Origin of the sequence: Pseudomonas sp. ES1 (genome assembly GCF_050586605.1) — a bacterium.
GTDB classification, from domain to species: Bacteria; Pseudomonadota; Gammaproteobacteria; order Pseudomonadales; family Pseudomonadaceae; genus Aquipseudomonas; species Aquipseudomonas sichuanensis.
In genome coordinates this window covers 24,044-44,575 of sequence record NZ_JBOBDM010000010.1, presented here as the reverse complement: position 1 = coordinate 44,575, position 20,532 = coordinate 24,044, and the positions used below count along the sequence as shown (strand labels likewise).

Sequence of the window (20,532 nt, the reverse complement as noted above, 5' to 3'; positions counted from 1 at the left end):
CTCAGCCCTCCTGGCGATGGGAGCCGTTGAGCGGGGTCACGGCGAAACCGTGGTCCAGCTCCAGCAGCGGGAACAGCAGGTCGGCCACCCGCTGCGCCTCGTCCACCAGCGGGAAGCCCGACAGGATGAACGCCGAAACACCCTCTGCCTGGTACTCGCGCAGGCGCTCGGCGACCTGTTCGGCGCTGCCGACCAGGTAGGTGCCCGCCGCCGGGCGCAGGATGTCGAAGCCGAACAGGCTGGGGCCGGTCCAAACGTTGGGGTACACCTCCAGGTCACGCAGCGCCGGCAAGCGCCCGGCCTTCAGGGCCTCCAGGCAACGTTGTACGCGCGGGTCTTCGCTGCGGTAGCTGTGTAGCGTCTCGCCGGCCGGCAACTGGCTGGCGACCGCGTCCAGCGCGGTCTGCAACGACGTGCGCTGCAGCAGGTGCTCGGCATGCGCCCAGGCTTGCGCCTCGGTTTCCCGCACGATGATCTGCAGGCGCGTGCCGTAGCTCAGGGTGCGCCCAAGCTTGGCCGCCTCGGCAGCGACCCGGCGGAACTTGTCGCCCAGCTTGCGCGGGGTGTCGGCAAAGCTCAGGTAAACGTCCAGCAACTCCACCGAATGGGCCACCCCGGCCGGCGAGCTGCCCGCCCCCCAGAACGGCACGCCGGGCAATTGCCGTGGCGCGTTCCAGCCACCCAACGGGTGCTCGGCGTCCTCGGGCGCACGGGCGGCAAGCTTGACGTAGGGGCTGTCGAACGCCTCGGTACGGCCGGCATACACATGCTGGAACGCACGCCAGTAATCACGGCTGAACTGGTAGCGCTCGGCGTGGGGGAAATGCACGCCAAGCGACGCCAGCCCGTCGTCGTTGCCGTTGACCAGGTTGAGCAGCAGGCGCCCGCCCGAGTACTTGTCGAACGTCAGCGCGTAATGGGCCAGCACCGCGGGCGAGAGTTCGCCGGGGTACTGGGCCACCAGAAAGCGCAGGCGCTCGGTGGCGTCGATCAGCGAGGTCGCCGTCACCAGGTTGGCGTTGGGCCCGGTGCCCAGCAGCGCGCCGTAATAGCCTAGGCGGTCGGCCGCCACGGCCACTTGTTTGAGGTGGTTGAAACCGGTTCGCCAGCGGCCCTCGGCCTCCCACGGGTAAGGGCCGTCGGGGGCGGTGAGGTACCAGAGCAGTTTGATCGCCATCAGGGTTGTTCCTTGAAAAGAGGTTCGTCGGGTGCACGCGACGGCTCGGGTGCCAGGGCGGGGTGTGTCCCCCGCTCGGTCAGAAGTTGGTGGTGAGCGACAGCCCGTAGGTGCGTCGGTCGCCACGGGCATCCCAGGCGATATCGAACGGCAACGGCACGCTGTCGGTCTTGTACTGCTTGTCGGTCAGGTTGTTGACGTAGGCGCTGACATCCAGGTCCAGCGCGCCGCCGAAGTGGTAGGTGGCGCTGGCGTTGCCCAGGGTGTAGCCACCCTGGGACACGCTGTGGTCCTCCTGGGAGGTGGGCAGGAAGTAGATGCGGCCCTGGTAGCGCCAGGTGTTTTCCAGGGTCACCGCATCGCCGCCGGCCAGCGGGATGCGGTAGCGGGCGCCCAGCGACAGGGTGCGCGCCGGCGAGCGGGCGATGCGGTTGCCGGAGTAGTCCACGCCGCCGGAGACGAAGTCCTGCAGCTCGGTGTGCAGCAGGCCGACCGAGGCGTTCAGGTGCAGGTTGTCCAGCGGCAGCGCCTGCAGCTCGAACTCGGCGCCGCGGATCACGCCCTGGGCGGCGTTGGTCAGCAGCGACACCACCTGGCCGTCACGCACCGACACCGCATTGACCTGGATGTCCGAGTAGTCGTAGTAGAAGACGTTGGCATTGGCCACCAAGCGCTCGTTGAGCCATTCGCTCTTGATCCCCAGCTCGTAGGCATCGACGGTCTCCGGCGACACCACCGAGGTTTCCGCCTGCACCGTGGCGCCGCCATTGAAGCCACCGGAACGGAAGCCCTTGGCGTAACGGAAGTACACCCGCGCGTTGTCGTTCAGTTGGTACTCGGGGGTGAAGTCGTAGGTCAGCTTGTTCCAGGTGCGCTTGTCGTCCTGCTGCGCGGCGGTCACCAGAGCGCCGTTATAGCTGCGCCACCAGTCGGCATTGCTGCCCACCGACACGCTGGCGGCGTCGGGTGCGACCACGCGGTCGAGGTCGATGTCCTTGGTCTCGCGTGTCCAGCGCAGGCCAAGGGTCAGGCGCAGGTCATCGGTGGCCTGCCAGGTACTGCTGCCGAACAGCGCGTAGCTGGTGGTGCTTTGCTCAAGGTCGGTACGGCCATAGCTGGCGACGTCGAACGCCTGGTTGTAGGCCGCCGGCAGGATGGCACTGCTGCTGGCGCTGTCGAGGCTTTCGTGGAACAGGTGGGTGCCGACGATCCAGCTGACGGTCTGATCACGCGGCGACGACAGGCGCAGCTCCTGGGACACCTGCTTCCAGTGGTCGTCGCCATAGGAGCGGCCGAACTCATAGATGCTCATGTTCGGGCCCTGGGCCTTCTCGGTGACATCATCGAAGGCGGTGATCGAGTCCAGTTGCAGCTCGCCCAGTTCCCATTTCAGGCCCAGTTGCACGCCGTTGTGGCGAATGCGGTCTTCGGCCTTGCCGGTGAACGCGGCTTCGTCGGTGTCCAGCACCGGGGTCGGGCCGAACAGCGTGGTGTAGCCGGGGCCGCTGCCCCAGGCACGGGTGGCGATGCCCTGGCCGAGGTAGTCGCGGGCATGCAGCTGCAGGGTCGCTTGCAGGTCTTCGCTGATTTGCGCGAGCAGTTGCGCGCGCACCGCCTGGTCATGGACATCGCCGACCGTGTGGCCGTCCACCAGGTTCTTCAACTGGCCATCGCGGCTTTGCTCGCTGAAGGCCACCCGCGCCGCCAGGCGGTCCTGCACCAGGCTGCCGCCATAGGCACCTTCGTACAACCGTGAGGCGTAGTTGCCGGCATCGACCTTGAAGTAGCCATTGGCGGGCTCGGCAAAGCTCGGCTTGCGCGACACGAAGTTGATCGCCCCGCCGGTGGTGTTCTTGCCCCACAGGGTCCCCTGAGGGCCACGCAGGATTTCCACCCGCTCCAGGTCGTACAGGGGGAAGCCCGTGGCCACGTGGGGGCTGATATACACATCGTCGGTGTAGATGCCCACCGGGTACACCGTGGTCGAGGCCATGTCGCCCGAGCCCATGCCACGGATGTACCAGCGCGGGCGCTGGTGGCCGGCGAACTCCGGGGCAATGGCGTTCGGCACATCCTGCAGCGCCTTGCCGGCGGTGAAGCCGCCACCGGTGTTGCGGATCTGCTCGGCGGACACCGCCGAGATGGCCGCCGGCACATCCTGCAGCGACTCTTCGCGTTTCTGCGCGGTGACGGTGACCGTGGTCAGGGTCTGCGGGTCGGCTTGCGGCGCCACGCTGTCGGCGGCCAGGGCCTGGCCAGCACCCAAGGCGATCAGCAAGGCCAGGCGCTGCAACTGGAAAGGCGGTTTCATGCGTGTGTCACTCCGGCCCGGGCGCCATGACGGCGGGCGATCAGTTCGTGGGCCGCCTGCAGCGGGCGTGGGTCGGCCCAGCCGGCCAACTCGAAGTCGCGTTCGAGAAAGCCATGGCGGTAGAGGAAGTTTTTTTGCAGGGCCAGGTATTCCAGGCGCTCGGCAGACAGGTCCGGGTGCAGCGAGGCGTGGAAATCGCCACGGTAGGCCTGCTCGATGCCCGCCTGCTCGGAAGCGGTCTCCTCGGCGAGGATGGCGCGCAGCGGGCCAAGGTTGTCCCGGGCCCAGTCGGCCGCCAGCAGGGTCTGGGCGAGAAAGCGCACCACCAGGTCGAAGTGCTCGTCGAGCAGCCGTTGGTGAACGGTGATCGGCCGCGGCGTGCCGTTGTTGATGCGGTAGCGCGGCGCGGCGATCAGGTCGAGGTCGATACCCACCACCAGGCCCAGGCGCCGCGCCGCGTCCGCCGCGGCGCCGCCTTTGACGTAGACCGCATCGACTTCACCGCGCACCAGGTAATCCAGGCCGCTCCACAGCCGTTGCAGGTGGTCGATGCGGGCCGGCCCCGGCCCGTCGTCGAGGCTGGCCAGCGGCACTTCGACCAGCTGCACGTCATCGAAGTCCAGCCCGCCGAGCTTCAGGGCACTGCTGTAGCCGTGCAGGCTCATGGCCCGGACGAAACTGCCCGGGCGCCCGGCCTCGCTCCAGGCCGGCAAGGCCAGGCGCTTGCCCTTGAGGTCGGCCGGGCGGCTGATGCCCGCATCGCGGCGAACCAGGATGGTCTGCCACTCCTCGATCCAGGTCAGGCCGATCAGCCGGGTGGGCGAGCCCGCCGCGCGCGCCGCCAGGGCCGGCACGTTGCCGCCCTCGCGGATCAGCCCGGGCAGCTCGTGGTCGTAGTGATGGCGGCCCAGTTCACGGGCGTCCTGCAAGGTGTCGACGCGGATGCCGTCGGCGGCGAACTCTTGTTGCAGCCAGCCCAGTTTGTAGGCCAGCCCGGAGGCGGTGGGGACCGGGCAACGGGTGAACCACAGGCGGTCCAGGGATGGGGGCGGCGACGCGGGTGCGCTGGCAGCGTTTGGCATGAAGTACTCCAGGATTGAGAGGGCCGACAAGGCCGTTTGCCGAGCACATCGCAATGCCCATGCCAACCGCTGCAGCCCAGGTATTCCGGAGCTTTGCGCTCACCTGAAGGGGTTATTGCTGCCTCAGCAGCAGTTGGCCAGCAGTGCGCTGCTGCTGGCTGCGCAAACGGCCCGTTCGTAGCCCCTGCCTCGCCGCTGCCAGGCCCGCGCCCAGGGTGTTTGCGGGCGCTGGCGCAGAACTTGCTCCTGCCCCTGCCTCGCCTAACCTACCCAGGAGCCACCATGAGCCACACCCCCCACACAAGAACCCTGCACAGCGAGGCCGAGGCCATCGCCGTGGCCCGCGAAGTGGCCACCGAAATCAGCCAGCTGGCCAGCGACCCGCACAACGAACAGCAACTGCCCATCCGCCAGGCCGAGCTGCTCAGCGCCAGCGGCCTCACCGCCATCGGCGTACCGCGCCAGTACGGCGGCCTTGGCGCCTCGGTGGCGACCATCGTCGAGGTGGTGCGCCTGATCGCCAGCGCCGATGGCGGCGTCGGCCAGATCCTGCAGATCCACAACGTGATGCTGCGCGGCATCGTCGAGGGCTACAGCGCCACCGCCCGCACCCGCATCCTCGCCGACGTGCTGGCCGGCAAGCGCCTGGCCAACGCCCTGGCGGAAGTCGGCGGCAAGAACAAGTTCGCCATCAAGACCCAGCTGGCGCGTGGCGCCGACGGCCGCCTGCTGCTCAACGGCAGCAAGTTCTACTGCACCGGCGCCTACCTGGCCGACTGGATCTGGCTCACCGCCAGCTACGGCGAGGGCGCCGCCGGCGTGTGGATCAACCGCGCGGCGCCTGGCCTTGAGTTGATCGACGACTGGCGCGCCTTCGGCCAGCGCCACTCGGTCAGCGGCACGGTCAACTTCCACGACATCGAGGTGGACGACGACTTCTTCGTCGCCAGCGAAGGGCCGATGAAGCGCACCGGCCTGACCTTCCCGCAGATCCTCCACGCGGCCATCGACAGCGGTATCGCCGCCGGCGCCCTGCAGGCCGGCAGCGAGTACCTGCGCAGCCGTGCCCGGCCCTGGGTGGAAAGCGGTGTGGAGCATGCCTGGGAAGAGCCGCACATCATCCGCCAGGTCGGCGAGTACGCCGTGGCCCTGCGCGGCGCCGAAGCCGTGCTGCGCGAGGCCGCCCGTTTGTTCGACCAGCACCTGCAGGACGAGGACGACAAGCCGTTGCAGGACGAACTGATCCTGGCGGTGGCCACCGCCCGCGCCCATGCCGATGCCGCCGCGTTGAAGATCGCCAGCGACATCTTCTCGCTGCTGGGTGCCAGCGCGATCCTCAGCAAATGGAACCTCGATCGCTTCTGGCGCGATGCCCGGGCCCACACCACCCACGACCCGATCCGCTGGCGCCTGCATCACATCGGTAACTACTACCTCAACGGCGTCGACCCGGGCGAGTACACCGCCATCCTGGCCAAGGGTGAAAAGGGCCTGCGCGCCAAGCAAGGCTGAGCCACCACCGCAGCGCCCCGGGGCGCTGCGGCAACCCGCGGCTAAACCTCGGCGATCAGCGCCCGGCCCTCCTCCCACAGCCCGCTCATGCGCCATTGCTGCTCCAGCACGCCGGGCCCGAACGGCTTGCCACCGCCGACCGCCTCGGCCAGCGTCTGGAAGTAGGCGCCCTCCTCGAACAGCAGGATCCACTTGGCCGACTTGAGGATGCCCTCGCCCCAGAACGTCGCCCCGCCATTGGCTTCAAGAATCGCCGGGGTGTGCGGATTGGCCTCGATCACCTGCACGATGAACGCCGACTCCGGCTGGCGGCGGTCGATGTACACCGGCAGCTCGCGGGCCAGGGTGACGCGCTGGGCGGCGGCGTAGTCCAGCGGCAATGCGCGGTGGGCGCCGGCCCAGCCGCCCAGGTACGGCGTGTGCACGTGGATCACTACATTGACCTCGGGGCGCTGTTGCAGCACCGCGGCGTAGCGCTTGCCCGCGCCGCCCTGGCGGCTTTCGCCGAGCGCCACGCCCGGGGCCAGGTATTCATCGAGGTGGACCACGCCGTCGTAGCTGGCGACCACGGCGCGGATGCTCTGGTCGTCGTCCCATGGGCTGGGAGTGGCCAGGGCGATCACCAGGTCCGTGCCGGGCACCCGCAGGTGCGCCTGGAAGGTGTTGGTGGCGGTCAGCGTGCGGCTGTCCTTGAGCACCCGGAATACCTTGGCGGTATCACGCTTGGCCTGCTCGACCTGGGCCAGAATGGCGGCGTCGAGAAGTGGGGAAATCTGGCTCATGTTGACTCCTGGCAAGGGTATGCGCCGTTGATGGCTGCCTGGCCTGTCAGCAGAACCTGTGCCAGGTGGGCCGCGCCGCGCCCGCGCTGGCCTGTGTCGCACGCGGGCGGCCCGCAGCTGCTGACACCCCAGCAGCCATTGCTGACGGAGTGCTGCTCCAGCAGCAGCGGCCACCGGCAAGCCCTCGCCAGGCCGCTGCCAGGGGCGTGGCATGGGCATTGCTATCCCTTGTCACCCCTACCTTTGGTTCAGGAACGCGAATCCATGAGCAGTGAATTCTTCTGGCGCCTGCCGCTGGGCAGCGATGGCCACCAGCTGAGCACCGACCTGCACGACCGTGGCAGTTTCTCGGCCCGGCCCGGCCATATCGCCCCCGGCCGCACGGCCAGCGGCAGCGCCGACGGTTTCACCTACATCGACTACATCGCCCAGGTGGCCAAGGCCGCCGAGCTGGCAGGCTTCGAGGGCGCCCTGCTGCCCACCGGCCCCGAGCCATGGATCGCCGCCGCGGCCCTGGCCCGGGAAACCCGGCGCCTGCGTTTTCTGGTGGCGTTCCAGGCCGCCTGGACGCTGCCGGCCTACGTGGCGCAGCAGGCCGCGATCCTCCAGCACCTGAGCCACGGCCGCCTGGACTGGAACATCATCACCGGCGGCAATCCCGCCAGCCAGCGGGCCCACGGTGACTTCCTCGACCACGACCAGCGCTACCGGCGCACCGACGAGTTCCTCGACATCATCGACGGCCTGTGGCGCCACCCGCAGTTCAGCTACGAGGGCGAGGTGTACCGCCTGGAGCACGGCAGCCTGCCCGAAGAGCTGCGCCACGAGCGCAAACCGGCGGTGTATTTCTCGGGCTTCTCCGACCCGGCCCTGGACGTTGCCGCCCGGCATGCCGACGTCTACCTGAACTGGGCAGAGCCGGTGGCGGCGCTAAAGCCGCACCTGGAGCGGGTGCGCGAACTGGCCGACAAACAGGGCCGCCAGGTGCGCTTCGGCCTGCGCGTGGACCTGTTCGCCCGCGAGACCGAAGACGCTGCCTGGCGTGACCTGCGCCGGCAGTTCGAGGCCATCGGCAACCGCCCCAGCCAGGTCAGCCAGGACTTCACCCGCGGCTCCGACTCGGTCGGCGCCGCCCGCCAGACGGCTTATCACCAACACCTCGAGCGCTTCGACGACCTGGTCATCGGGCCGAACCTGTGGGCCGGTTTCGCCAAGGCCAAGCCCGGCCCGGCCGTGGGCCTGGTGGGCAGCCACCAGAACATCGCCGAACGCCTGGCCGAGTACCAGGAGGCTGGTTTCTCGACCTTCATCCTGGCCGGCAACCCGCACCTCGAAGAAGCCCTGCGCATCGGCCAGGAAGTCCTGCCGCTGCTGCGCAACACCCCCGACCAGCCACGCAAGGACCTGCGATGAGCACCCCACTGGACACCCTCTGGTACACCCACAGCCCGGTACCGACCGGGCTCGGCCTTGCTGTCGAGTCCGGGCGCCTGGCCGAGGCCCTGCGCCCGCACGGCACCAATATCCAGGCGCTGCGCGAGTCGGCGCTGCGCGATGTGCGCGAAGCCCACTACGACCACCACCTGCCCAACTCGGTGCGCCATGGCGGCAACATCCCGGCGATCTGGGCCTACGCCAGCGGGCGCGACACGCGCCTGCTCGGCTTGTCGTGGAGCGACGAGGTGCAGTTGATCCTGACCACCGCAGACAGCGGCGTGAAGAGCGTGCGCGACCTGCGTCACCGGCGCTTCGGCCTGCCCAAGTGGGCCAATGTGCAGATAGATTTCACCCGTGCCCAGGCCCTGCGCGGCCTGGAAAACGCCCTCAAGCTCGAAGGGCTGAGCGTCAGTGACGTGGAGCTGGTGGACTACCCCTACGGCGGCACCCACAGCGACGAGCAGATCCGCCGCGTGCACGGCACCACGGTGGCCTACGCCAGCAACGGGCCGATCCTGCGCAACAACGAACTGATCGGTCTGTTGCGCGGCGACATCGATGCGATCTTCCTCAAGGGTGCCCATGCGGTGAGCCTGGCCAACGAGTTCGGGTTGCATGTGGTCATCGACACGGGGTCGCACCCTGACCCGTTGATCCGCTCGAACAACGGCACGCCGCGGACCCTGACCATGGATGGCCACCTGCTGCAGCATCATCCCGAGGCGGCGCGGCTGATCGTCGATAGTGTGTTGCGGGCTGAGCAGTGGGCTTGGGCGCATCCGGAGGAAACCCGGCAGTTTCTGGCCCGTGAGCTGAATACCAGTGAGCATTGGGTGGCCACGGCTTACGGGGAGGATGCGCATCGGCGCTTGCGGACCATGCTTGATGAGCAGTCGATTGTGGGGTTGCAGGATTTCACCGATTTTTTGCACCGGTGGGGGTTTATTCCGCGGCGGTTTGATGTGCGGGAGTGGATTGACTTTAGTGTGCTTGAGGCGGTGTTGCGGTCGACTTCGCGGTTGGCGGTTTGAGCCTGAGCCTGAGCCTGAGTTCAAGGTGTTGGTTTTTGTAGATGTATGCGCATTCAGCGGCGATGGCGACTTTTAGTCACCTTTCCGCCCTTACGGCGGCCTACTTTGGTCTTGGCCAAAGTAGGCAAAGCCGCCTGCTCCCATCATACGGCCCCTGCGCTGCGCTCCGGGGTCCCCTCGCTCCGGTGCCTTACGGGCCCGCGCGGCCTACGACTTGCTGCGCAAGTCTACATCTCGCGCCTTCGGCTACGCCGAAGGGTGCTGCGCACCAGGGCCCTCCAGTCACCTCCACTCGGCCTCCTGAAGTCGCAATTTGTGTTGCCTGAACTATTGCGCGCTTAGAAGCAAAAGCAAAAACAGATCAAGAGCAGATCAAGAGCAGATCAAGAGCAGATCAAGAGCAGATCAAGAGCAGTAATGCGGCTATCTAGGTTTGGCTGTTGTTTATGCATTGTTTATTCGGGCCCTATCGCCGGCAAGCCGGCTCCCACAGGTACAGCGCAAGTTTGAAAATTCGCACTAACCTGTGGGAGCTGGCTTGCCAGCGATTGCAGTCCTGAGTTCCCAACCAATCCAACTAGCGACAGCTAACGCCAGCCCAGGCGCCGCCCCTAACTTCGCGACTTCAGGAGGCTGAGCGTAGGCGTCTGGAGGGCCCTGGTGCGCAGCACCCTTCGGCGCAGCCGAAGGCGCGAGATGTAGACTTGCGCAGCAAGTCGGAGGCCGCGCGGGCCCGGAAGACGCCGGAGCGAAGGGACCCGGAGCGCAGCGGAGGGCCGTATGAATGGAGCGAGCGGTTTTTGGTTACTTTTTTCCAAGAAAAAAAGTAACCCGCCGTAAGGGCGGAAAGGTGACTACGCGTCGACATCACAAATGAATGCGCATACAACGTCCAAAACCAACACCCAACACCGAACGCCGAACGCCGAACGCCGAGCAACTAACAGACCAACGCCCCGCGTAAACCTGCCCCCCCAAGATCCCACCCCCGTCACTGCTGCCAGATCAGCACCCCATGAGCAATCAACTGCTCGCCGCTCAACACACCCCACCCAAAAAAACAAATAACAGTTACAAATCAATAACTTATAAAACGCAAAAAGCTGGCACAAGGTCTGCTATGGCCTAGTACGCCGCGTGGCGCCCTCATAAATATTCTGCCAGTGACAACGGAGCCACCATGCCCATCCGCACCCCTATCAACCCCATCACCCGCGCCCTGTGGCACGCCAGCCTGCTGACCGGCGCCCTGGCCAGCCCACACCTGCTCGCCGCCGAACCCACCGCCGAGGACACCCCGGCAACCACCACAGCCAGCCCAGCCCTGAAGACCGTCACAGTCACCGCCCAGCGCCGCGAAGAAAGCGTGCAAGACATCGCCAACGCCGTCACCGCGGTCAGCGGCGAGAACCTCGGCCAGACCGCCACCGACTACGTCGGCAAGACCCTGACCTTCGTGCCCAACGCCCAGGCCAAGAACCCCGACGGCGATGACCGCCCACGCTGGTACATCCGCGGCGTCGGCACCGGCGACGTCGGCGCCGCGACGGTGTTCCCGGTGGGCATCTACGCCGACGACGTCTACCTCAACGCACCGCTGGCCGGTGGCGACCCGCTGTTCGACATCGACCGCATCGAAGTGCTGCGCGGCCCGCAAGGCACCCTGTACGGCAAGAACACCACCGGCGGCGCGGTCAACGTGATCAGCAAGCGGCCCACCTTCGACACCGACGGCTACGGCACCCTCGCCTACGGCAGCAAGAACGAGCAGATCGTCAACGGCGCCATCGGCGGCGCCCTGGTCGAAGACCGCCTGGCCGCGCGGGTGTCGATCTACTCCAAGGAGCGCGACGGTTTCGTCAGCAACACCAATATCGGCGGCGACAACGACGCCATCGACCGCAAGGCCTTCCGCCTGCAGTTCCTGGCCAAGCTCAACCCCGACCTGGAAGCGCTGTGGAACATCCACAACAGCGAGTCGCGCGGCAACGCCAACGGCCTGTTGCCGGTGGGCCGCTTCCCTTGGCTGAACGGCTACACCCGGCAGGACCCGCACCGCCGCTACATCGAAAGCAACGTCGAGAACAAATCCAAGGTCCAGCACGACGGCACCTCCCTGACCCTCAACTACGACCTGGGCGACTACCGCCTGACCTCGATCACCGCCTACGACCAGACCCGCCAGCGCGCCACCAACGACGATGACCTGACCCCGGTCGAAGGCGGCCACGCCTACACCAACAACCGCTGGCGCCAGTACTCCCAGGAGCTGCGCCTGGCCTCGCCGACCAACGAAACCCTGCGCTGGATCGTCGGCGCCCACGCCTTCCACGAAGCCTTGATCAGCAAACAGGCGACCTCGGTGCTGGACAGCGATGCCGCCTACACCGGCATCGACTTCGACCACAACAGCACCAGCTACGCGCTGTTCGGCAACCTCGCCTACGACTTCAGCGATGCCTTCACCCTCACCGGCGGCCTGCGCTGGACCCAGGAGAAAAAGGACATCGACCTGGACCTGCTGCAGTACACCGGCAGCGGTTTCACCGGCGGCGACGGCGGCGACTGGTGGGACTTCGGCAACCTGCAAGACCCACAAGCCATCGCCGGCGCAGGGGCCAACGGCAACGCCCAGCGCAACAAGACCTGGCGCGCGGTCACCTATGACCTGACCCCGGAATACCGCCTCACCGACAACCTGCGGGTGTATGCCCGCTACGCCAAGGGCTTCCGCTCCGGGGCGTTCAACACCGGTTTGTCGAGCAGCCTGGAGCAACTGAGCACGGTCAACCCGGAAACCCTGCACTCCTATGAGCTGGGCCTGAAGTCGGAATGGTTCAACGGGCGCCTGAACGCCAACGCCAACATCTTCTACTACGACTACGACGACATGCAGGTGAGCGCGACCACCACCACCGCCAGCGGCAGCATCGTCTCGCTGCTGGCCAACGACGCCCAGGGCAAGGCCAGGGGCGCCGAGCTGGAAATCCAGGCACGCCCGATCGACGACCTGCTGGTGCAGTTCAGCGCCTCCTACCTGGACACCGAGTTCACCGGCGACCTGTGGAAAGGCAACAGCTTCGTGCGCTCGCCCAAGCACGTCTACGCCCTGGGCCTGGACTACCGCCTGCCGCTGGACATCCCGGGCAAGATCAATATCGGTGGCGATGTGCGCTACCAGAGCAAGGAGTACTTCACCTCGGCCTACCAGCGTTCGGACTGGAACTGGCTGGACCAGGACGGCTACGCCCTGGCCAACGTGCACCTGACCTATGCCACTGCCGACGACAAGTACAGCGTCACCGGCTACGTCAACAACGTCACCGACAAGCAGTACCAGGTCCACGGGCTGTCGCTGAACCGCGGCAGCTCGCCGTACTGGGCGGCCTACGGCGATCCGCGTACTGCGGGTGTGAGCGTTACGGCCAAGTTCTGAGCCACGGGGTAGAAGCAACGGCCTTGCACTGCTGATACGGGCCTCATCGCTGGCAAGCCAGCTCCCACAACGACGCTGGCAAACCTGTGAGAGCTGACTTGCCAGCTCCCACAACGACGCTGGAAAACCTGTGGGAACTGAGTTGCCAGCTCCCATAAGGACGCTGGAAAACCTGTGGGAGCTGGCTTGCCAGCGATGAGGCCCGAACAGGCAATAACAGACAGTTGCTCCCACCGCTGCTGCTGGAGCAACACCCCGGCGCCCGGCACCTGCTGCCCCAGCAGCAACCCCGCACCAACGCCACCCCAATCCAACGCCACAGCCCAGCAACGGCGAGGCTTTGCCCGCGCCCACAGGGCCTGGCATGCAACCTGCTATCTCAGCCTCAAGACATTCCCGGAAAGCCCGCCATGACCCCGACTACCGTGCGCACCACCCTCAGTGCCCTCGCCCTGGCGTTGGCCAGCCTTTCCAGCCAGGCAGCCGACACTGTCAAGGTCGGCCTCGGCCCGGCGCCGAACGTGGTCAGCCTGGCGCCCTTCGCCGCCGCCCAGGCCCTGGGCCTGTTCAAGGACGCCAACCTCGACGTCGAAGCCTTCGAGATCACCGACACCCTGCCCGCCCTGACCAGCAAACGGGTGACCCTGGCAGTGGGCCTGCCCGAGCCGATCCTCAACTATTACCAGCAGAACCCCGGCAAGACGCTGCCCATCGCCTTCTTCTACAACCTGCTGCCGCAGACCTTCGAGTTCGCCGTCGCCGCTGACTCGAACATCCAGCGCCTGGAAGACCTCAAGGGCAAGCGGGTCGGCACCGGGGCGCTGAACTGGCCGCAGGTGGACACCACCCGCGCGGTGCTCAAGTCGGTAGGCATCGGCGAACAGGACTTCACCTTCTCCGCCGTCGGCGTGCTCGGCGCGGGCTTCCACGCCCTGCGCAGCCAGCGTATCGACGCGCTGAATTTCAACGACAGCTGGAACGACATGTTCGAGCTGACCGGCTTCAAGCTGCGCCGCCTGCACTACCCGGACGCCTTCCGTGGCCTGGGCGCCGGGGTTTTCATCACCCATGCCGACACCCTGCGCGAGCAGCCCGAGCTGCTGGCCCGCTTCGGCCGCGCTTACAACCAAGGGCAGCGGGCCTGCGTGGCCAACCCAGCGTTCTGCGTGCGCGCGGTGTGGCAGCAGTACCCGCAAACCCGGCCGAGCCAAGGCGCGCTGGTCAACAACGAGGCCGACGCGATCACCCTGCTGAGCCGGCGCCTGCAGTTGATCGAAGCCGACCCGGCCGCCAGCCAGGGCCGCTTCGACCACGCGCGCATTACCGGCTACCTGGCGGCCATGCAGGGCCAGGGCTACTTCAAGGGCATCGCGCTGGACCTGCCGGCGCTGTTCTCCAACCAGTTGGCCGCGTCCTTCACCGACTATGACCACGCAGCCCTCGACGCCCGCGCCAAGGCGGCCCAATGAACCAGGCCATCTTCCCCCACCTGGCCGACAGCGTGCTCAGCGCCCGCGACGTCGGCGTGCGCTACGCCAGCCGGCGCGGCCCGATCGACGCCCTGGCCGGGGTGGATCTGCGCATCGGCCGCGGCGAATTCGTCTCCATCCTCGGCCCCTCGGGCTGCGGTAAATCGACCCTGCTCAAACTGGTCGCCGGCCTGCTGCCGGCCAGCCAGGGCGAGCTGCTGCTCGACGGCACCCCGATCAGCGCGCCGCGCCGGGAGACCGGCGTGGTGTTCCAGAAACCCAACCTGCTGCCGTGGAAAAGCGTGCGCGCCAACGTGCTGCTGCCGGCCCAGACCCTCGGCTTGCCGAAGGCCCAGGCCGCCGCGCGGGCCGAGCAGGTGCTGGAGCTGGTCGGGCTGGCGGCGTTCGCCGACAACTACCCGTTCGAGCTGTCCGGCGGCATGCAGCAGCGGGTCGGCATCGCCCGCATGCTGCTGCACGACCCGCAGCTGCTGCTGATGGACGAGCCCTTTGCCGCCCTCGACGCCATGACCCGCGAACACCTGATGCTGGAGCTGCAACGCATCTGGCAGGCCCAGGCGAAGTCGGTGCTGTTCATCACCCACAGCATCGCCGAAGCGGTGTTCCTCTCCGACCGGGTACTGGTGATGTCGGCGCGCCCCGGGCGCATCGTCGAGAACCTCGCCATCGACCTGCCGCGCCCGCGCACCCTAGACACCCTGGCCGCGCCCCGCTTCATCGAACTCAGCCAACACCTGCGCAGGTACTTCAGCCCATGAGCCGCCTTCCCGCTTTCGCCTACCCCTTGATCTCGACCCTGCTGCTGTTGCTCGCCTGGCAGCTGGCGATCAGCCTGTTCGGCGTGCCCGACTACATCCTCGCCTCGCCCCGCGACGTGCTGCTGGCCCTGTGGCAGGGCGTGCACCAGGGCGACCTGCTCAAGCATGTGTGGATCACCCTCGGCGAGGTGCTCGGCGGTTTTCTGTGCGGCTCGGCGCTGGCCTTGCTGCTGGGCGCCCTGCTTTCGGAATCGACGCTGTTCGAACGCTTCTGCTACCCCTTGCTGCTGGCCCTGCAATCGGCGCCCAAGGTGGCGCTGGCGCCGCTGATCCTGGTGTGGTTCGGCTTCGAGCACACCTCGAAACTGATCATCGTCGCCCTCACCTGCTTCTTCCCGCTGTTCGTCAATACCTTCTCCGGCATCCGCCGCGCCGACCCGGACCTGCTCGACGCCTGCCGGGCGTTCAGTGCGTCACGCGCCTACCTGTTCTTCCACGTCAAGCTGCCGGCCGCCGCCGGCGACATCTTCGCCGGCCTGCAGATCGCCGTGTCGCTGGCGCTGATCGGCGCGGTGGTGGCCGAGTTCCTCGCCGCCCAGGGCGGCCTTGGCTTTCTGGTCCAGGCCGCCTCGGTAAACATGAACATGCCGCTGATGTTCGCCGCCGTGCTGCTGCTCGCCCTGCTCGGGGTGGCCGGTTCGCAACTGGTGCGCTGGCTTGAGCGGCGGGTGATTTTCTGGACCCGTGGCAGCCATGCCACCACCGACTCGGGAGACCGCTGATGAGCGCCCTGTACCTGGATATCGCCGGGCTGACCCGGGCCTATCGCCAGCTTGAACTGTCGCCGCTGGCAGTGATCGAGCAGGTGTTCGCCCGCATCGACCGGCTCGACCCGACGCTGCGCCTGTTCACCTGGCTCGACCGCGAGCACGCCCTTGCCCAAGCCCGCCAGGCCACCGCCGACTACCGCGAGGGCCGCAGCGTCGGCCCGCTGCACGGGGTGCCGGTGTCGATCAAGGACAACCTCGGCGTGGCGGGTGCGCCGCAGACCTTCGGTTCGCGACTGTATAAAGACAACCACGCCCGCGAAGACAACGTCGCGGTCCAGCGCCTGCGCGCTGCGGGGGCGATCGTGGTGGGTATCACCACCATGCCGGAGTTCGGCACCAAGGCCACCACCGACAGCCCCCTGCATGGCGTCAGCCGCAACCCCTGGGACCCCGCGCGCACCCCGGGCGGCTCCAGCGGCGGTTCGGCCGGCGCAGTCGCGGCCGGCATCGGCCCGCTGGCGCTGGGCACCGACGTGGCGGGCTCGGTGCGCATCCCGGCATCCTGCTGCCACCTGGTCGGGCTCAAGCCCACCCTCGGGGTGATCCCGGTGGTGGAGGCCGTCGATGGCTTCGCCCAGCTGGCCCACATCGGGCCGCTGACCCGCACGGTCGCCGACAACGCCCTGGCCCTGGAGCTGCTGGCCGGCGCCGACCCGCGCGATCCATGGTCGCTGGGCCTTGTGAGCCAGGACTATGCCCGTCAGGCGCAACCCGACGGGCGCCTGGACGGGGTGCGCATCGCCTGGCTCGACCTGCCCATCCCGGACGTCGATCCGCAGGTCATCGCCATTGGCCTGCAAGCCCTGGATCGGTTGCGTGCCCTCGGCGCCCAGGTCAGCCGCATCGACTTCGACCTGCACGGCGATGCCGAGCGCTTCGGCATTCTGGTCTCCAGCCAGCACCACGCCCGCTACGCCCCGCGCCTGGCCGCAGACGCCGCGCTGTTCGACCCGGTGTACCGCCAGCGCCTGGAGCGCAGCGCCGACATCGACTGGCAAGCCCTGGGCGATGCCGGCGAAGCGCGCAACCGGGTGTTTGGCCGGGTCCAGGCGCTGTTCGCAGACTTCGACTTCCTCGCCAGCCCTACCCTGACCCGGCCGCCCATCGCCGCCGAAGCGGGCCTGGCCGGCAACAGCGAAGGCGCGCAACAGGCGCGCCATTACATCGACTACCTGTACCCGTTCAACCTCAGCGGCCACCCGGCCTTGAGCCTGCCCGCCGGTTTCAGCGCCGATGGCCTGCCGGTGGGCCTGCAACTGATCGCGCCCTGGTACGCCGACGGCCCGCTGCTGAAAGTGGCGGCCGAACTGGAAGCCCTGCTCGCGCTCACCGACCGCCACCCCGACCTGGAGCCTTTCGATGCCTGACCCGACCCTGCTGCCCGTCGCCGAACAGGTCAGCCTTCTGCGCAGTGGTGCGCTGTCACCGGTCGAGCTGATCGACCAGAGTTTCGCCCGCATCGACGCCATCGACCCGCACCTGCGCCTGTTCACCTGGCAGGACCGCGAACGCGCCCGGGCCTCGGCCTTGGAGGCCGAGCGCCGCTACCGGGCCGGCGGTGAGCTGCCGGCGCTGCTGGGCGTGCCGTTCACGGTCAAGGAGCAGATCCCGGTGGCCGGCGCGCCACAGACCTTCGGCTCGGCGCTCTACCGCGACCACGTCGCCAGCGCCGACGACCCCAGCGTGCAGCGCCTGCGTAACGCCGGGGGCATCCTGCTGGGCACCACCACCATGCCGGAGTTCGGCGCCAAGGCCAGCACCGATAGCCGCCTGTTCGGCATCACCCGCAACCCCTGGGACCCCAGCCGCACCAGCGGCGGCTCCAGCGGTGGCGCGGCGGCAGCGGTGGCGGTGGGCGCCGGGGCGATTGCCGTGGGTACCGACATTGCCGGCTCCGTGCGCATCCCCGCCAGCTGCTGCGGCGTGCTCGGCATCAAGCCGACCCTCGGGGCGATCCCCCAGGTGCATGCCCTCGACCTGTTCAACGCCCTTGGCCATCAGGGCACCCTGACCCGCAGCGTGGCGGATGCCGCACTGGCACTGGAGGTCTTGATCGGCCCCGACCCCAGGGACCCTTGGTCGTTGCGCGTTCCCCGGCGGGCACTGCACGACGCCGCCCGGGCCGACGGCGACCTGCGCGGTTTGCGGGTCGCCTGGTTGCCGGAGGTTGGCAAAGGCCCGGCCGATGCCCAGGTGCTGCAGGCCGGCGAGCGCGTGGCCAACGCCCTGCGCGAGGCCGGCGCCACGGTAGAACAGCATCGCCTGGACCTGAGCGACAGCGGCGCTGCCTTCGAGCCCACGGTGCTGGCCCTCAAGCGCCGCTTCCTCGGCGAGCGCTACCCGGCCCAGGCCGATCAGCTCGACCCAGGTTTTCGCGGCTGGCTGGACGCCCGCCTGCCGCAACTGAGCGCCGATGAACTGCAGCACGCGCAGTTCGCCCGGACCCGCCTGCTGCGGCGTATCCAGGGGCTGTTCGCAGCGGTCGACGTGCTGCTCACGCCGGCCCTGTCGGCGCCGCCGCTGGCCGCCGACGGCACGGACGGCGACTTCGACTGGATTCACTACCTGCACCCGTTCAACCTCAGCGGCCACCCGGCCCTGAGCCTGCCCGCCGGGCTCAGCCGCGAAGGCTGGCCGCTGGGGGTGCAGCTAGTTGGCCCGTGGTACGCCGAGGACCGCCTGCTGCGGGTCGCCGCGCACCTGCAACAGCGCCTGCCCTGGGGCACGCCGGACCTGGGGCGCTGGCTGCCATGAGTCACCCTGCAAGCGGTTTTCTGCCTCGCTTCCTGCTGCTGGCGCTGGTCAGCGGCGCCACCGTGGGCATGGCCAAGATCGTCATCACCCTGTACGCCCTGGCGCTGGGCGCCGACGCCTGGCAAATCGGCGTCATCGCGGCGATGGAGGCCCTGGGCATGCTGTTCCTGACCTTGCCCGCCGGCTTCGTCATCGCCCGTTTCGGCGCGCGCCGGGTGTACGCCCTGTCCAGCCTCGGGCCGATGCTGGTCAACCTGGCGATCCCGCTGTATGCCGCCTGGTGGTGGCTGGCCCTGGGGCAGCTGCTGATCGGCTTGTTCATCCCGTTTCGCATCGTCGCCATGAACGGCAGCTTCCTGCGCCAGCTCAAGCACCTGGGCACCGACAAGGCCGGCTGGTACCGCGGCGCCCTGACCCTGGGCCTGGGCCTGCTCGGCCCGCTGCTGGGCAATGCCTTCAGCGAGCGCGGCGCGTTCTCCCTGGCCTTCATGCTGATTGCCGCCAGCTTCGCCGGCATGGCGCTGTACAGCCTGCGCTTCTGGGAGGGCGTCGGCGATGCCAGCCCAAGTGCCGCGGCCCCGGCCAGCGGCATGCTGGCCCAGGTCCGCCAGCTGCTGGGCGAGCGCAGCATCCGCCAGAGCTGCACCGTGGAGCTGAGCAACAGCGCCACCACCAGCCTGTTCACCACCTTCATCATCCTCCTGGCCCTGGAAGGCGGCGTGCCTCAGGGCCATGCGGTGAGCCTGGTGATGATCGAAGCGCTGTTCGCGGTGCTTGCCCTGTTCGGCCTCGGCCGGGTGTTGCGCTCGACCAGCCCGGGCCGCGCCTATGCCCTGGGCCTGGTGCTGGCGATCACGGCCCTGCTGGTGTGCGGCCTGGGCCATGGCTACGGCTGGCTGGTGCTGGCGGCGGTGCTGGTGAGCCTGGCCACGGCGACGGTGCACCTGGTCAACATGGCTCGCCTGAGCCAGCGCCGCGAGGACAGCAGCAAGCTCTCCGGCCTGTTCAACCTGGCGTCGATGGCCGGCAGCTTCGGCGGCGCCCTGCTGGGTGGCGCGATCAGCCACTTCGCCGGCCTGGCCAACCTGTTCCTGTGCTGGATCCCGCTGTTGCTGCTGGTGGCCTGGTGCTGCCGGCAACCACGCCAGCAGGTACAGGAGGTGGTGGCATGAAGCGTATCGGCTACCGCCTGAGCGGCCTGGCTTCACCGCTGTTGCTGTTGCTGGCCTGGCACTGGGCGGCCAGCGCCGGGCTGTTCCCGGCCAACCTGCTGATCGCGCCGGCAGCGGTCTGGCAGACCTTTGTTGAACTGTGCGCCAGTGGTGAGCTGCCTGAACACCTGGCTTTCAGCCTGCTGCGCCTGGCCCAGGGCTTCGCCTTTGGCAGTGCGGCGGGCCTGGGCTTCGGCCTGGCGCTGGCATTGTCAGCGCGGGTCGAGGCCTATTGCGCGCCGCTGTTCCATACCCTGCGCCAGCTCCCCAGCCTGGCGCTGATCCCGATGTTCGTGCTGCTGTTCGGCATCGAAGAGCTGTTCAAGGTCGCGATAGTCGCCCTGACCGTGTTCTTCCCGGTGGCCCTGGCCACCGCCGAGACGGTGCGCCACATCCCCCAGCGCTACCTGGAAGTGGCCCGGGTGTATCGCCTGCCCTGGTACAGCCTGCTGCTGAGTGTGGCCCTGCCCGCCGCCACGCCGGGCATCGTCACCGGCCTGCGCATTGCCCTGACCCGCGCCTGGGTGGTGCTGGTGGCCTGCGAGCTGCTGGCCGCCGACAGCGGCCTGGGGCAGATGATCGAGATGGGCCGGCAGATGCTGCGCATCGATGTGGTGATGGTCGGGGTGGTGGTCACCGGGGTGATCGGTTTCACCCTGGATGTCGGCCTGCGCCGGGTCGAACGACGCTTGTCCGGCTGGCAAAGCCGCTAAGGAGCTGC

Annotated in this window: 15 protein-coding genes; 11 read left to right on the top strand and 4 right to left on the bottom strand. The window is 68.0% G+C overall.

Annotated elements, in window-relative coordinates:
- Nucleotide 1: 1 nt before the first annotated feature.
- From ACQ4N9_RS06240 to ACQ4N9_RS06230, 3 genes are all read right to left on the bottom strand, one after another.
- On the bottom strand, nucleotides 2–1,177 hold the full coding sequence (locus ACQ4N9_RS06240; RefSeq protein WP_258646305.1) for an LLM class flavin-dependent oxidoreductase: 1,176 nt from the start codon (nucleotides 1,175–1,177) through the stop codon (nucleotides 2–4).
- Nucleotides 1,178–1,256: 79 nt separating this feature from the next.
- The gene (locus ACQ4N9_RS06235) at nucleotides 1,257–3,488 is read right to left on the bottom strand and encodes a TonB-dependent receptor (RefSeq protein ID WP_390971067.1); all 2,232 of its coding nucleotides are present in this window, start codon (nucleotides 3,486–3,488) and stop codon (nucleotides 1,257–1,259) included.
- Complete coding sequence (locus tag ACQ4N9_RS06230; protein ID WP_390971065.1) at nucleotides 3,485–4,570, bottom strand: ABC transporter substrate-binding protein; 1,086 nt, start codon at nucleotides 4,568–4,570, stop codon at nucleotides 3,485–3,487. Before ACQ4N9_RS06230 ends, ACQ4N9_RS06235 begins: the two co-directional genes overlap by 4 nt.
- 282 nt (nucleotides 4,571–4,852) lie before the next feature.
- Between ACQ4N9_RS06230 and ACQ4N9_RS06225 the strand changes: the two genes are divergently transcribed.
- Entirely contained in the window at nucleotides 4,853–6,082 is a 1,230-nt protein-coding gene (locus ACQ4N9_RS06225; RefSeq protein WP_390971063.1) for an acyl-CoA dehydrogenase family protein, read from the top strand.
- Nucleotides 6,083–6,123: 41 nt separating this feature from the next.
- Here the strand turns inward: ACQ4N9_RS06225 and ACQ4N9_RS06220 are convergent, their stop codons facing one another.
- Nucleotides 6,124–6,864, bottom strand: coding sequence for a class II aldolase/adducin family protein (locus ACQ4N9_RS06220; RefSeq protein ID WP_390971061.1), 741 nt, complete (start codon nucleotides 6,862–6,864; stop codon nucleotides 6,124–6,126).
- A 264-nt stretch (nucleotides 6,865–7,128) separates the two neighbouring features.
- On the opposite strand from ACQ4N9_RS06220, the gene ACQ4N9_RS06215 reads away from it, so the two are divergent.
- From ACQ4N9_RS06215 to ACQ4N9_RS06170, 10 genes are all read left to right on the top strand, one after another.
- On the top strand, nucleotides 7,129–8,277 hold the full coding sequence (locus ACQ4N9_RS06215; protein WP_390971059.1) for an LLM class flavin-dependent oxidoreductase: 1,149 nt from the start codon (nucleotides 7,129–7,131) through the stop codon (nucleotides 8,275–8,277).
- Complete coding sequence (locus ACQ4N9_RS06210; protein WP_125463773.1) at nucleotides 8,274–9,332, top strand: ABC transporter substrate-binding protein; 1,059 nt, start codon at nucleotides 8,274–8,276, stop codon at nucleotides 9,330–9,332. Before ACQ4N9_RS06215 ends, ACQ4N9_RS06210 begins: the two co-directional genes overlap by 4 nt.
- A gap of 1,180 nt (nucleotides 9,333–10,512) precedes the next feature.
- Entirely contained in the window at nucleotides 10,513–12,768 is a 2,256-nt protein-coding gene (locus ACQ4N9_RS06205; RefSeq protein WP_390971279.1) for a TonB-dependent receptor, read from the top strand.
- A 410-nt stretch (nucleotides 12,769–13,178) separates the two neighbouring features.
- Nucleotides 13,179–14,237 carry an ABC transporter substrate-binding protein gene (locus ACQ4N9_RS06200; RefSeq protein WP_390971277.1) on the top strand — a complete coding sequence of 353 codons (1,059 nt, stop codon included), beginning with the start codon at nucleotides 13,179–13,181 and terminating at the stop codon, nucleotides 14,235–14,237.
- The gene (locus ACQ4N9_RS06195; RefSeq protein WP_390971275.1) at nucleotides 14,234–15,016 is read left to right on the top strand and encodes an ABC transporter ATP-binding protein; all 783 of its coding nucleotides are present in this window, start codon (nucleotides 14,234–14,236) and stop codon (nucleotides 15,014–15,016) included. The genes ACQ4N9_RS06200 and ACQ4N9_RS06195 overlap by 4 nt, the downstream gene beginning before the upstream one ends.
- A complete protein-coding gene (locus ACQ4N9_RS06190; protein WP_125463769.1) occupies nucleotides 15,013–15,798 on the top strand; it encodes an ABC transporter permease in 786 nt (261 codons plus the stop codon). Before ACQ4N9_RS06195 ends, ACQ4N9_RS06190 begins: the two co-directional genes overlap by 4 nt.
- Nucleotides 15,798–17,213: an amidase gene (locus ACQ4N9_RS06185; RefSeq protein ID WP_390971273.1), complete on the top strand. Its 1,416-nt coding sequence runs from the start codon at nucleotides 15,798–15,800 to the stop codon at nucleotides 17,211–17,213. Before ACQ4N9_RS06190 ends, ACQ4N9_RS06185 begins: the two co-directional genes overlap by 1 nt.
- Nucleotides 17,206–18,600, top strand: a complete 1,395-nt coding sequence (locus ACQ4N9_RS06180; RefSeq protein ID WP_390971271.1) for an amidase — start codon at nucleotides 17,206–17,208, stop codon at nucleotides 18,598–18,600. Before ACQ4N9_RS06185 ends, ACQ4N9_RS06180 begins: the two co-directional genes overlap by 8 nt.
- A complete protein-coding gene (locus tag ACQ4N9_RS06175) occupies nucleotides 18,597–19,772 on the top strand; it encodes an MFS transporter (RefSeq protein ID WP_390971270.1) in 1,176 nt (391 codons plus the stop codon). The genes ACQ4N9_RS06180 and ACQ4N9_RS06175 overlap by 4 nt, the downstream gene beginning before the upstream one ends.
- Nucleotides 19,769–20,524 carry an ABC transporter permease gene (locus ACQ4N9_RS06170; RefSeq protein WP_390971268.1) on the top strand — a complete coding sequence of 252 codons (756 nt, stop codon included), beginning with the start codon at nucleotides 19,769–19,771 and terminating at the stop codon, nucleotides 20,522–20,524. The genes ACQ4N9_RS06175 and ACQ4N9_RS06170 overlap by 4 nt, the downstream gene beginning before the upstream one ends.
- Nucleotides 20,525–20,532 lie beyond the last annotated feature (8 nt).